Source organism: Thermodesulfobacteriota bacterium, from assembly GCA_031082315.1.
In the GTDB taxonomy this organism is placed as follows: Bacteria; Desulfobacterota; QYQD01; order QYQD01; family QYQD01; genus QYQD01.
The window spans coordinates 1-13,541 of sequence record JAVHLC010000022.1 but is presented as its reverse complement, the minus strand read 5'-3'; the positions used below and the strand labels follow the sequence as shown (position 1 = coordinate 13,541).

Annotated in this window: 11 protein-coding genes; 3 read left to right on the top strand and 8 right to left on the bottom strand. The window is 48.0% G+C overall.

All coding sequences use genetic code 11. The features are described from left to right. On the top strand, window positions 1-205 hold a 205-nt coding region (locus tag RDU59_12540; protein MDQ7839307.1), incomplete at its 5' end, for a hypothetical protein. An 83-nt stretch (window positions 206-288) separates the two neighbouring features. On the opposite strand, the gene RDU59_12535 is transcribed toward RDU59_12540, so the two are convergent. The 8 genes from RDU59_12535 to RDU59_12500 form a co-directional block, all read right to left on the bottom strand. Further along, window positions 289-1,857, bottom strand: coding sequence for a response regulator (locus tag RDU59_12535; protein MDQ7839306.1), 1,569 nt, complete (start codon window positions 1,855-1,857; stop codon window positions 289-291). A gap of 28 nt (window positions 1,858-1,885) precedes the next feature. Beyond that, a complete protein-coding gene (locus tag RDU59_12530) occupies window positions 1,886-2,338 on the bottom strand; it encodes a response regulator (GenBank protein MDQ7839305.1) in 453 nt (150 codons plus the stop codon). Continuing rightward, window positions 2,335-3,864 (bottom strand): ATP-binding protein, encoded by a 1,530-nt coding sequence (locus RDU59_12525; protein ID MDQ7839304.1) that lies wholly within the window; start codon window positions 3,862-3,864, stop codon window positions 2,335-2,337. The genes RDU59_12530 and RDU59_12525 overlap by 4 nt, the downstream gene beginning before the upstream one ends. A gap of 864 nt (window positions 3,865-4,728) precedes the next feature. Next, on the bottom strand, window positions 4,729-5,520 hold the full coding sequence (locus tag RDU59_12520; GenBank protein ID MDQ7839303.1) for an ABC transporter permease: 792 nt from the start codon (window positions 5,518-5,520) through the stop codon (window positions 4,729-4,731). Next, window positions 5,517-6,428 (bottom strand): ATP-binding cassette domain-containing protein, encoded by a 912-nt coding sequence (locus RDU59_12515; protein MDQ7839302.1) that lies wholly within the window; start codon window positions 6,426-6,428, stop codon window positions 5,517-5,519. Before RDU59_12515 ends, RDU59_12520 begins: the two co-directional genes overlap by 4 nt. Before the next feature lie 452 nt (window positions 6,429-6,880). Next, window positions 6,881-8,587 (bottom strand): diguanylate cyclase, encoded by a 1,707-nt coding sequence (locus tag RDU59_12510; GenBank protein ID MDQ7839301.1) that lies wholly within the window; start codon window positions 8,585-8,587, stop codon window positions 6,881-6,883. Window position 8,588: 1 nt separating this feature from the next. Then, entirely contained in the window at window positions 8,589-9,038 is a 450-nt protein-coding gene (locus RDU59_12505; GenBank protein ID MDQ7839300.1) for a response regulator, read from the bottom strand. Beyond that, window positions 9,038-10,423, bottom strand: coding sequence for a PAS domain S-box protein (locus tag RDU59_12500; protein MDQ7839299.1), 1,386 nt, complete (start codon window positions 10,421-10,423; stop codon window positions 9,038-9,040). Before RDU59_12500 ends, RDU59_12505 begins: the two co-directional genes overlap by 1 nt. Window positions 10,424-11,324: 901 nt before the next feature. Here RDU59_12500 and RDU59_12495 point away from each other — a divergent pair. Both RDU59_12495 and RDU59_12490 read left to right on the top strand, forming a co-directional pair. Continuing rightward, window positions 11,325-12,548 (top strand): multiheme c-type cytochrome, encoded by a 1,224-nt coding sequence (locus tag RDU59_12495; protein MDQ7839298.1) that lies wholly within the window; start codon window positions 11,325-11,327, stop codon window positions 12,546-12,548. Between the two features lie 118 nt (window positions 12,549-12,666). Next, complete coding sequence (locus RDU59_12490) at window positions 12,667-12,984, top strand: hypothetical protein (GenBank protein ID MDQ7839297.1); 318 nt, start codon at window positions 12,667-12,669, stop codon at window positions 12,982-12,984. The last annotated feature ends 557 nt before the right edge of the window (window positions 12,985-13,541 follow it).

Here is a 13,541-nt window from a genome sequence, read left to right as displayed (position 1 = left end):
TCTTCATTTCTGCCATACTCAAGCAACTCTGTCCATAGATGTCAGTATAGCCCACTTATTGCGGAAGGGTGCTTACAAAGACAGAAATGGGAAGATGATACAAGGCGGTTTGGGCAACTATCCTGAGCTCCATTTGGCAGCCAGCGAGATTGACGCTGTCTTCATTCGAAAACTAATTGAGCAAGCGAATAATATACAGAAATAAAATACTATTACCGCATAAACGGGACACTAAGATAGGCTCAGGCGAATGGGAATGGGTCCCCAGACTTGGAGGCTGGTCTCTTATTACTTTTGCAGGATGGCCCTTATTTTTTCACATAACTCTTTTATATTGAAGGGCTTCTGAATAAACCCATTGCATCCTCGTGCCAATATTTCACTGGCTTCACCATCAACGCTGTAACCACTGGAAAGGAGAACTTTCGCCTTTGGATCCATTCCCTTTATCCTGTCATAGGCTTCCCCGCCGCCCACGTCCGGCATGATCATGTCAAGAATAACCAGTTCAATTTTCTCCTTCTGCTTGCCGTAGACTTCCACAGCTTCTTTTCCGCTTCTGGCTACCAGCACCTTGTAGCCAATTTCTGTGAGCATATCCTTGCACACGTCAAGAACTATATCCTCGTCGTCTACGAGAAGAATCGTTTCTGTACCTTTCAAGATCTCTTCAGCCACTTTATGTTCTTCAAACACTGTGGCATCCTTTTCCGAGGCTGGCAGATAAACGTTAAAGGTAGTTCCGTGTCCTATTTCACTATAAACGTTTATCATGCCGCCATGGTTCTTGATGATTCCGTAGGCCGAGGCAAGACCGAGGCCGGCTCCCCTGCCCAGCTCTTTTGTAGTAAAGAATGGCTCGAATATCCTTTCTTGAGTGGCCTTATCCATACCAACTCCAGTATCAGTCACAGATATCTTAACATAATTGCCAGGTCTTACAGGAAATGGCTTGATATAGTTTTTGTCGAGCACAACGTTGCTGGTTTCAACGAAAAATTCTCCACCACCGGGCGTAGCCTCCCAGGCGTTGACATAGAGGTTTAGCAGAACCTGCTCAATCTGCCCTCGGTCCACTTCGACCGGCCAGATCCCCTTTTGGTACTTACTGTGAATCCGCATCTCTTTTTTGGTGCGGCCGAAGAGTTCAAGAGTCTTCTCAATTAGCCCGTTTAGATCAGTCAGCTTGACCTCGTATTTGCCGCCCCTGGCAAAACCCAAGAGTTGTTTGGTGAGATCCGATCCCTTTTGAACAATATCCTCTATTGCCTTAAGATGTTCAAAAAGCTGTGGGTCAGAGTCGGTACGCAACAACATCAGGGAGATGTGGCCCATGATCCCCATGAGCAGGTTGTTAAAGTCATGGGCAATACCACCAGCAAGGGTACCAATGGACTCCATCTTCTGAGCTTGTTGGAGCCGCACTGCCAATTGTTTCTTTTCTTCCTCTATCTTTCCCCTTTCCTTTACCAACCGGTATTTTTCGATGTTGCTTTGAATTACTGAGGGAAAAACTTCTAACCAACCTGGATCCGTGGATTTGATAAGATAATCACAGGCCCCCTTTTTCATGGCCTCTACGGCAAGCCTCTCACTGCCAGCGCCGGTCATAATCACCGTAGGCATATCAAAACCCTCTTTTTTCATTCTATCCAAAACATCAAGGCCTGTCATACCGGGCATTGAATAATCAGTAACTACCATATCATACTTCTTTTCTCGTAAGCTTTTTAGAGCGTCTTCTCCAGAAGTAGCAAAATCAAGGTCAAAATCATATTTGGCCAACTGCCTTGTTATAATGCTGATGTCAATTGGGTTATCCTCGATAATTAGGATATTGAGCCGTCCTTCATTCATTTTAGATCTCCTACAAGGGCAAGGCAGGTTACCTTGGAGGTAGTTCGGTGATAACCGTCCAGTAAAAATGGTGAGCTTTCATCGCCTCGACAAATTTATTGAAATCCACGGGCTTAGTGATGTAGCTATTGACCCCCAAGTCGAAGCTCCTTATGATGTCTTCGTCTTTATCCGAGACCGTCAACATGGTTATGGGGATTCTCTTCAAGTCTGGATCGGATTTCAGTGTTTTCAAGACATCTATACCGCCTATTCTGGGCAGGTTAATGTCCAGTAAGATCAAATCCGGTCGTGGCGCTTGGCTCCCGTCAGCATATTGTCCCTTGTGGTAGAGGAAATCCAGGGCCTCTTCACCATCCCTCACCACACACAACTTGTATTTGATGTTGCTTTTTTCAAAGGCCCTTTTGGTTATTTCGATGTCTACAGGGTTATCTTCCACCAATAATATTACTATTTCTTTCTGTTTTTTCTCTTTCATTTCTTCACCCCGCTCATGTCTAATTGCCCTTTGGGCAAGGTAAAATAAAAAGTGCTACCCAGGCCTAATTCAGATTCCACCCAGATCTTGCCATGATGCCTTTCAATTATCTTCTGGGTGATATGGAGCCCGGCACCTGTTCCTTCATAGTCCTCCCTTCTGTGAAGTCGTTGAAACATTCCAAATATCTTTTGTTGATACTCTCTTTCAATGCCCATACCATTATCTTTAACGTAAAACTGGTGGTAATCCGCCGTACCTTGATACCCGATTTCGATTCTCGGGTTCTCCTTGTCCATGAATTTGACGGCGTTGCTAAGCAGGTTTGCAAAGACTTGTACCAGTTGCCCCCTATCGCAATATACGCTGGGCAGGTCCTGGGCAACAACCACTTCAACGCCTTTTTGGTCGATGCTGTATTTGACCCGTTCAATCGCCTCCTCAATTATCCCTGATGCCTTGGTAGTCTGAAAGGAGGCCTCGGCGCGGGTAACTCTGGAAAGTGCAAGCAAGTCGTCGATCAACCTTTTTAATCGTTCTGCACTGTTCGTAATGGTTGCCAGATAACTCTCACCTTTCTGGTCCAAGTTATCGGCATAGTCTTCGAGGACAAATTGGGCAAAAGAGGTAATCCCCCTGAGCGGCTCCTTCAGGTCATGGGAAACTATATAGGTAAAGTCTTCCAGCTCTTGAGTTTTTTTCTGTAACTGCACTACCGATTTTTCCAGCGTCGCCTGGGCTTGTAGTAATTCTTCCCTTGATTTCTCCAGGTTTGCCGCCATCTGGTTGAAGGCAATTTCAAGATGTCCTATTTCATCATCTCTCTTGACAGGCACTCTGCGGCTGAGGTCCCCTTTGGCCATCACCACGGTAGCCCTGGTAAGTGATCTAACGGGGGCTATGACCAGATAATTCAGGAGAATCGCAATCAATCCTATCACTAAGGCCAGGCAAACTAAAAAATAGATGCTGTGTTGAGTCGTCATCGCATCTATGTTCTTCTCTATGGGCCCCCAGGCGGTCCCCACCAACAATACCCCCAACACCTTCTTTTCGCTTCCATGGCACTTAAAACAGTGCTTCTCATTATGGATGGGCATGGCATGAGCTAGTATCTTTTCTCCCCTATATATCTCTAGGCCTTTAGCTAACGCATTCGTGCGTAAGGCCTCCTTGACCGTCTCAGACCTGCTGATCTTGCCTCTGCTGTCCGGGACTCCAGTGTACACGATGGTGCCGCTTAAACCAGAAATGTACGCCACCCGCATATCCTCAAGTTCAATTACCTTCTGGAGTACAATCTGTACCTGATCCATCTCCCCATCAAGCATGGGATGCTCTATACTCTTCATCAGGGTATAGCTGACATCAAGGGCGCATTTTTCTTCCGCCTCCAACAGGCCGCTTCTACGTGATAGCACATCCAAGTACATAAAGATGCCCAGCACTATAACCATGACCAGGCCTGCCCCCAATATGATCTTAGTTCTTAGGCTGCCCAGAAATGTAAGCTTATCTCTTTCCATCCTTTCGCCATTTACCATATCTCTATCAATACCCTAATACGCCCATATTGACGATGGCATGTCGTGCCGATGCCCTTTTACCATACTCAGGGTACTCTCATGCTCCTTTTCAGCCCAGATGCCTGATAATCCAAATAGGCCCCTAAGTAGGCTGCCTCAGCCAGCAATTCTATTTCTATATTCCGATCTGGAGCAACTCGCGATAAGATTCTTATCGGACAGTAGTATAAAACTGAAAAACCGGTTAATCCATTGCATATTGTACCTGGCCGCCCCGCTCCAAAATTCCACGTATAGCTTGCCGACATCTTTAATTTTCCAAAGGGTACTGTCAAGAATTTTGTGTAAAATTCTTATTAGCCAATTCTTTCAAGAACGGCAGGTTGTTACGCACTTTTCCTATGGGATTAGACCTCCTTTGTAGTTCCATCTTTAGACATATAAATGCCCGATTTATTGAAACTCCCCGCAGTCCACCTTGGGCGGACGGGGAATCTCCGTATGCATGTTCAACAAATTTATAAGTTTCTTTATTATTGATTACGACTTTATTTATACTTTTATGGACGTTCCCTAAATATACTACAATCAGATCATTATCACGTTGATTATCAATCCGCCCTATAATTCCAACGCTTTTATGTCGAGCATATGCCTGGTGTCTGAATGGTCTTTCCTGCGCGGGTGCTGAGGTTCTGACGACGGCAAACAAGGCTCACGGGATGGGGCCCGTGTCGTGTTTTGTTACCCGGCGGCCGGGAAGCGGGGCAACTGGTGCAGTGAGGACCCTGAATGTCACGCCATCAACCGTCAGCAAGACAGTGGTCCCGGGGCAGGCCGTCGTTAACGAGGAAGGGATCGATTTCACTTGATCAGACGTTTCCGCATCTTGACAATGGCCAGTGGGAAAAACACCATGGAGAATACGATGAGATAAGCGAAGTCCCACAGGAGGTCTATGGCCATATGCCCGAGGCTGAAGGCCCGCGCCAGCTCAACAAGGTGCGTCAGCGGAAAAACGGCCGCGACCCATTGTGCCCACAAAGGCAGGTTTTTGACCGGGAAGAAGGTCCCGCTGAAAAGAAACATGGGTGTAATAAACAGGAACATAGGCAGGTTAAAGAGTTCAATAGTGGGTACGATAGCGGTGAAGAAAATCGCTATGGATCCAAAGGCAAGCCCCCCCAGGAAGGACAGGGGTATAATCAAAAAACCTTCCGGATATTTGACCAGGCCGAATACGCTGATTACGGCCAGCATAGTGGCAGCGGCAATAACGGACCTGGTTGCACCCCAGACGATTTCTCCCGTAACCACTTCTTCCAGAAACACAGGCGTCGTCACAATGGCGTCAAATGTCTTCTGATAGTACATCCTTACAAAGGAACCATAGGTGTTCTCAAAGAAGGCGTTATACATCATATTGACGGCGAGGAGCGCGGGTGCGATGAAAGCCACATAGGACACCTCAGAGCCGCGGTAGGAAAACCGTCCGACGAGCGAGCCGAGTCCGATTCCGAATGCCAGCAGATAGAAAATCGGTTCGAGTAACGGCGGCAAAAAGCTGATTTTCCATGTTCTCTGGTAGACGATCCAGTTTCGCTGCCAGATGCGCACAAACCTCCTGGAAATCCTGAGTGAATGTATCCCGATCATTCCCTTAGCCCTCGGCCGGTCAGTCTCAAAAAAACGTCTTCCAGACTGGCCATGCGCAGGTTGCAGTCCTCTTCACAATACTGATCACTTATGGTGCGAAAGAGTTTGTCACCCTCACGGCCGTAGACAATGAGACGATGACCAAGATCTTCGTGCTCCAAAGGCTGGGACTGAATATATTTGCGGAGTTCTTCCGTGGGCTCGGAGACTTCGATAACATCCTGTCCCACATGCTTTCTGATAAGGTCCAGGGGCCGACCTTGTACCAAAATCCGCCCCTGATCCATGATGAGAAGTCGATCACACAGTCGTGAGGCTTCGTCCATGTAGTGGGTAGTCAGCAGAATGGAGAGCCCCTTGGTTTTCAGTTCTTCAAGCCGCCCCCAGACTTGGTGGCGGGATTGGGGATCCAGTCCGGCAGTAGGTTCGTCCAGGATCAGAATTTCCGGATCATTGATAAGGGCGCGGGCCAGAACCAACCGGCGCATCATTCCACCTGAAAGCTCCGTCACCTTGAAGTCCTTGCGGTGATCAAGGGAAATGAACCGGAGGAGTTTCTCAGCCTTGGCGCGCGCCTCCTTTTTGGAAATCTCAAAATACCGGGCAAAGACTTCCAGATTTTCCAGTACGGTCAGGTCAGGATCCAGATTATTGTCCTGCTGACAGACGCCGATTCGAGACTTTATTTCCCGCAGGTTTGTGTATATATCGAGACCGAATACCTTGAGGCTGCCACTGCTTATAGGAGAAAAGCCATAAATCATCCGAACGGTTGACGTCTTTCCCGCACCATTCGGCCCCAGTATACCGAAACACTCTCCCGGAACGACCTGAAAAGAAACGCCGTCCACCGCCAGGAATTCGCCAAATCTCTTTCTGAGGTTCTCCGCTTCGATAACGTACTGCACGTACTCCCTCTGTCAGGCTGCATATTTCCGATATCTATGCGCCGGGTATAGCTATTCTATCACGTTTGAACATGCATAGCGAGAGCATTCCCCGTTGCTTGCAGCGGGGTCACGTCATTACGGTTACCCGCAAATATCTCGTAGCCTAAGGGACAGCCGCCCGCGGGGAATGGAAGCGGCAGGAAAAGAGATTACATCGGAGGAAGTAGGCATAGGGATTCGGAGCGGTGTCCTGAGAGGCAGAAAGTCAGCAGGCCTGACAGGACACTGATGACGTCTTCGAGGCATTGCAGAGAGATAAGCTCGACTGATTCTCACTCGAGTGGCATAGGGCGCGGCTTGTTCCACAAGAGGCTGCCCGCGCTCATTTGTAACAGGTTAGACTTTATCCGACACTCCTCCTTCGAGTTCTCTGGCTTGTACCTGATTCATTCAGAAATGTCAGATTGGGTCTAGCCTGTCGCAATTGACGCCGGCTTACCGACTCCCTTGTCGATTGAGATCATTGGGCCCTTGATCCTGTTTCTACCTTCTCTCTTTGCCTGATAAAGAGCCTGGTCGGCATTGTCAACCAACTCTGTAGGAGATTGTTTGTCGTTGGACCTGTCAAATGAAGCGATTCCTATGCTGACAGTTATCTTGAGTTTTTTCGAGTCATATTCAAACTGGTGTTTATTAACCCTCTCCCTGAACCTCTCGCTTACCACAGTTGCCTTTTCCACATCAGTATTGGGCAAAATGACGGCAAATTCTTCACCGCCATAACGACATATCAGATCGCTTTGTCGCATGCTGTCTAGGAGCATCTTGCCAATCTCACGCAGGACCATATCCCCTGCTATATGACCATAGGTATCATTGACCCTTTTGAAGTAATCCATATCTATCATTAAGATCACCAGATCGGTCCCGTACCTTTTGGCCCTTGTCATCTCGCGTTCCAGTGCCTCGACAAAAAATCGCCTGTTGTACACTCCGGTCAATTCGTCCCTGGTTGCCATTTGAGCCATTTTCCGGAGAGCCAGATTTGCCTCTCTTTTGAGACGAAAATTTTCCATGGCGGTATAGATGCTTTCAGAAAGGGTCCCTTTACTAATACTGTCACTTGGGAGGTAATCGCAGGCTCCTGCGCGAATCACCTTGGTAGCGATCATCTCGTTTCCCCGAGCAGTAACGACCACTACAGGGACTTCCAGCCCCTTGTCAGCCAGAACCCTCAAAAATTCGAGAGAATCTCCATCCGGGAGCACATGGTTCGAAAGAACAAGATCAAACCGGTTATTTTTCAGTATGGGTATTGCCTCTAGGATACTACCTGCCCGGGACAGGTTGATATGGGGGCTATCTTTCAGACTATTATGTACCTTATCAAAAATGGCATCCTCATCTTCCACTGAAAGGATATTTAAGTCCTGGTACAGATTAATAATGGAGCTTCCGCCAACATAAGGTTTCGTCTCGTCGTGGCGTATGGTTTGAATCCTTCTTACAATATGAGATATCCGCTGGCCTGTCTCTTCGATCGTGTGCATGTATTGAGCCAACTTTTCAGGGTCATCCATCTTCAGCCTCATTAACTCGATACCGGCCAATAGACCTGTAAGTGGCTGACTTAGCTCGTGTGCTGTGGCCCCAGCCATCTGGAGCAATACCTTAAGCCGTTCTTCCTCAATAACGGATTTCTGTTGATCTTTGATCCTCTTGTTGGCATTTCTTAATTCCTCGACCGTCTGTTCAAGATCATGAGTCGTCTGTTCCAATTGTCTTAAGAGAACATATCGCTTAATGGCATAACGGATAGTGCGCACTAACAGCTCGCCGTTCACTTTCCCCTTCGCAAGATAGTCCTGCGCTCCCCTGTGAATCGCCTCGATACCAACCATTTCATCGGCGAGGCCGGTCAGCACTATAATAGGGGCCTTAGGTCTTTGGGCGTAAACGACAGAGAGCGTATCAAACCCCTGAGAGTCCGGGAGTCCGAGGTCCAGTAGTAGTACATCAAAAGCTCCTTCTGTAAGGCATATCAGCCCTCTCGAGAGCCGGTCAGCATGCTGCAGTTCGAACTGGGTACCCGCTATCTCCTTCAGCAATTCCCGTATCAGTCTGACGTCACCGGGATTATCCTCTATGAGAAGTACCTTGATCGGTTTCTGGTCCATTTTATCCAGTCCTCGGCAGTTTAACGATAGTGAGCCAGAAATTTTCGATACGCCTCACAACCTCGACGAAGCGGTCGAAATTAACCGGCTTAGTAATGTAGCAGTTCGCATGAAGATTGTAAGTTCTAAGGATGTCTTCTTCTGCCTGTGAAGTAGTCAAAATCACCACCGGAATGGACCTCAGATGCTCATCGGATTTGATTTCGGCAAGAACCTCGCGACCGTCTTTTTTGGGGAGGTTCAAATCCAGCAGGATGAGATCCGGCTTAGGTGCGTTTGCATACTTGCCCTCTCTGCGCAAAAAGGCCATGGCCTCTACACCATCAATTGCTACGTGAAGGTTGTTACGCACTTTGGATTCCTTGAGGGCTTCCCGTGTCAGGCGCACGTCGCCCGGGCTGTCCTCTACCAGTAAAATCTCAATAGGTTTCCCTGTATCCATATCATTCATTACCGTTCCCCCCTCCTTATCGGAATTGTAAAGTAAAACGTTGAACCCCCTCCTGCTTCTGCTTCTACCCATATACGTCCACCATGGCGTTCTACAATCCTTTTGCATATCGCCAAGCCGATACCAATGCCGGGATACTCTTCTCTGGCATGCAAGTGCTGGAATATACCAAAGATACGATCTTGATACTGCGGATCAATACCGAGGCCGTTGTCACGCGCAGAAAATACCCATTCGTTTCCCATAAGTTTGGCCGAGATATGTATATGCAATGGTTCTTCGCCGTGAAACTTGATGGCGTTACTGATCAGGTTCTGGAACACCCGATCAAGCTGCGCAGCATCTCCCACAATTGTAGGGAGAGGGTCATGGGTGACCGCAGCACCACTTTCCTCAATCGCCACCTGAAGATTGAGGAGCGCCTGTTCAAGCACTGCCTCGCTGGCTATTGGTTCGAAGGGCTTACCGCGGGTTCCCACACGCGCATATGCCAGCAATCCATTGATCATGTCCTGTAAGCGAGTTGCCCCGTCTACGGCAAAGGCAATGAACTCATCGGCATCCTCGTCCAGCTTGCCCTTGTAACGCCGTTCTATTAGCTGCAGATAACTGGATATCATGCGCAACGGTTCCTGTAAGTCGTGTGAAGCTACGGAGGCAAACTGTTGTAATTCATCGTTGGAGCGCTTAAGCTCTGCCATGGCTTGTTGCAACGCTTCTTCTGCCTTCTTACGGTCGGTAATGTCTGTTATCACCCCGAAGCTGCCTTTTATTTGACCTTCCGCATCACGAATTGGTGCTGGAGAGACGATTGTGGGAATCTTGAGCCCACCTTTCCCTGTCCAGGTTATGTCATAGGATGGATGCCCGCCTTTTGTCCCGGCCGCCATTTGCTCTCCCAATATGTCCTGATTGGCTTCATCCAAGAAATCCGTAACAGGGTGCCCGATTATTTCATCTCTCGAGTATCCCAACATTGCACAGAACCTGTCGTTGACGTATGTTAAAAAGCCGTTTTCGTCTCTTATTGCCAAACCGTCGTTCATCGTCTCAACCAACGCCCGATGTTTTTCCTCGCTCTCTCTTAATGCCTCTTCCGAGCGTTTGATAGAAAGGAAAATGGGCGCGATTAAGGCGATTCCTATTACCATGAGTAAAGACGTAGCAAGCGCAATCAATTCACTATTGAAGTCGGCCCGATAGGTGGGTGCTGCGGAGAATGTATGAACTAACGTGGTGAGACGCCGCAGGGTCATAAGGGAAATGGCGGACGCGATCAGGATCCACGCAAGGCGGGTTCTGGTAATCCGTATGAGCCTCAGAGCCAGAACTGCCGCTGTGGCTTGAAGTAGAACAGAAATTGTCAAGACGAGTGTCAAGTTCATATTCCCTCTCAAGCGAACGGTGAATCTAATCGAAACGTTCCCAATTTTACCCGAAAATGATTCCAAATACCATACTATCTTTATTCCCCACCAGAGTTATCGTTTTCGTCTGCTTCGAACCCCGGTTCGGTTTTTCTAAAGAGGGTTAGTTAGCCCGTATATTTCATGAATCGTAACAATTTAGCGTTTTGAAAATGCATGATAAAAAGTGCAAAGAAACATATCAAATCTGGAAATCAGGAACTCAGGGAAGTGCAAACCCAAATAAAGAGGGTCTATCTTTTCCTGATTTTCTGAGTTCCAGATTAATAGCCTTTTCTGAATGTAGGACTGTTTCAAGCACCTAACGTGTTACCATGAATCTATTTTGAACATACATAGCGAGAGCATTTTCCGTTGCTTGCAGCGGGGTTAGCGAGTGAATAGGATGCGATTTTACCTTACATACGGAGATTCCCCGTCCGCCGCAGGCGGACTGCGGGGAGCTTCAATAAGTATGATAATGGAAGATCAAACACTGAAATGGAGGGCCGTATATGCTCCGGCACGACTGGATGCCACTGGATCTCTTCACAATATTTGTAACCCGTGGTCAGGGCCATTCAAAAATTCGAGTCTACAAAATAAGTGATGATTCTTAATGGTGTCCCCCAAGAATTTTAGGAGACTCGCAGCTTGATTTGTTATATAATTTAACAAAATTATGAGATAATAGATGCCGTATCGGGCGCTGAAAACACTGGCATCCGATATACCTTACGCGGGAGGATGTGACGAAGTAGATTAACAACAGAGCAATCCATTTTCGTTATTTAAAGGGAGGTAAATGATGAGAGCAACAATAATCGGCGTGACATTTTTCTTATCTATTCTTGTCCTGCTGGTTCCTTTCAGCCAGGCCATGGCCAAGGATGAAGTCTGTGTCACATGCCACGAGGGAGTCAGTCCGGGGCTGGTGAAGGATTGGCAGACCAGTAAGCACAGCCGGAATGACGTATCTTGTTCGACATGTCATGGCGATAAACACACCAGTGGCAAAAATGCCGATCTTGCGCAACTGCCGGACGAAAAAGTATGTGCTCAGTGCCATGAGCAGCAGTTTTCCCAATTTTCGAAAGGCAAACATAATTTTGGCTGGACGTCTCTGAATGCCTTGCCAATCACCCACGTAGAACCCGATGAGTTGATGGAGGGAGGTAGAGGCTGCGGCGGCTGCCACAACATGGGCATCAAGAGCGAAGCCCAGAAGAAAGACCAAAGAGATAAGGGCTATCGATATCAGAACAATTCATGTGATGAATGTCATACCAGGCACAGCTTTTCCAAAAAGGAGGCTGCTGACCCAAGGGCCTGCCAACAATGCCATATGGGTTATGATCACCCGCAATGGGAGATGTGGAGCAGTGCGAAGCATGGTTCGCGTTGGTTCGCCAGGGATTCTCGCAACCTGCCCGAAGGCGCCCCTGCTCCCAAATGCCAGGAATGCCATCTACCTAACGGGACCCATGAAAATAGAACCGCATGGGGCTTCCTGGGCGTAAGATTGCCGCTTCCTGAAGATCCTCAGTGGAAAGCTGACAGGATAACTATCTTGAAGGCCCTTGGAGTGTTGAACCCGGAAACAGGTCAGCCCACTGCACGTCTTGAAGTTGTGAAAGCAGTAGATCTGGCCCGGTTGACTGAGGAGGCATGGAAAACTGAACGTGAGAAAATGATTACCACGTGCAGCAAGTGCCACTCCGAGCGGTATGCCCGCACCCAACTGGAGATGGGCGATACCATGATGAAAAAGGCTGATCGGCTTATGGCTGATGCCATCGAGACGGTGGCTGCTCTTTATAAAGATGGCATTATCAAGAAGCCCGCGAATTATTCCTTTGCTTATCCAGACTTATTGTATTTTATGCAGACTGGTGGCGGAGATCTGAAAAAACTGTCATACATCGACCAGATACTATTCCAGATGTACATGAAAGACCGGATGAGGACATACCAGGCGTTCTTCCATATGAATCCAGACTATGCCTACTGGTATGGCTGGGCCATGATGGTAGAAGACCTTGGAGAGATAAAAGAACTTGCCCAGACCATGCGGGCGACCCATAAGGCCGGTGACAAGCATTAGGGGGACAGAAGGGGACAATCCATAAATTTATAAGTTTCTTTATTATTGATTACTACTTTTAAGTTATGAGAATAAGGGAGATCAAAAATTCCGGCAAGGATACCTTGGGCGAGAGGGTTTGGCAAAGAGAATGAGTTCCGGTGGTATTTATCGGCTGCAAGCGCAAGGTTTTGATTTCGCCAAAGTGGTTAAGCGGGCGGCGAAAATCTTTGGAATGAAACCAGAGGAGATCCTGAGTCCGGGCAAACAGCCACGGCGGGTTATGGTCCGCCGGAGGCGGATATGTTTCTGGGGCGTTAAGGAATTGGGGATGAAAGGCACTGCCGTTGGCAAATTACCGGGCATGGTTCAGTCTTCTGTCAGTCGGGCGGTAGCGCGCGGAGAAAGATTAACCATTGATCGTCAATTAAGTCTGGTTGAAGGACGAATTGCATAAAAGCATGACCGCCCTCCATATTTCCGCATATTCCCGCCCATCGATCGGAATCTTCACCGGTTTCGCACGCCAATCGGGCGAGTAGATTCCTTTCTCAACATAGCGATGCAAAGTCGAATGCGGGCAATCCGTTGGTGCATCCACAATCCGGTGCCTTACCGGATTGTAATGGATGTAATCACAATGAGCCGCAAAGTCCCGGTCGTCTCCAAATCATATGTTCCCAGAATCGTCGTTGCCACACCATGTCCCCTCTATACTTTTCCCGAATTGTCAAAAGCATGATTTGAGGCCTGTACAGGGCTTACACGAACATATCCAGGAAGATATCGTCATTCAGCCTCGGACCGTGGTCACTTGCTATTTGCATGATCAGGCATTCTGCACCCGGTGTAATCGTCCGGTTGTCCAGGCAGGTCCGGACGAGATTTTGAATGCCCCCATCGGGCCGGTAGCAAAATCCGTGGCGGTCTATTTACGCTATCGGATAGGGATCTCCTATTGGGCTATACTGACATCTATGGACAGAGTTGCTTGAGTATGGCAGAAATGAAGAG

Coding starts and splice junctions, on each gene's coding strand:
- RDU59_12510 (MDQ7839301.1), bottom strand. CDS start 8,587: ATGGACCAGAAACCGATCAAGGTACTTCTCATAGAGGATAATCCCGGT.
- RDU59_12500 (MDQ7839299.1), bottom strand. CDS start 10,423: ATGAACTTGACACTCGTCTTGACAATTTCTGTTCTACTTCAAGCCACA.
- RDU59_12495 (MDQ7839298.1), top strand. CDS start 11,325: ATGGCCAAGGATGAAGTCTGTGTCACATGCCACGAGGGAGTCAGTCCG.
- RDU59_12525 (MDQ7839304.1), bottom strand. CDS start 3,864: ATGGAAAGAGATAAGCTTACATTTCTGGGCAGCCTAAGAACTAAGATC.
- RDU59_12535 (MDQ7839306.1), bottom strand. CDS start 1,857: ATGAATGAAGGACGGCTCAATATCCTAATTATCGAGGATAACCCAATT.
- RDU59_12520 (MDQ7839303.1), bottom strand. CDS start 5,520: ATGATCGGGATACATTCACTCAGGATTTCCAGGAGGTTTGTGCGCATC.
- RDU59_12530 (MDQ7839305.1), bottom strand. CDS start 2,338: ATGAAAGAGAAAAAACAGAAAGAAATAGTAATATTATTGGTGGAAGAT.
- RDU59_12505 (MDQ7839300.1), bottom strand. CDS start 9,038: ATGAATGATATGGATACAGGGAAACCTATTGAGATTTTACTGGTAGAG.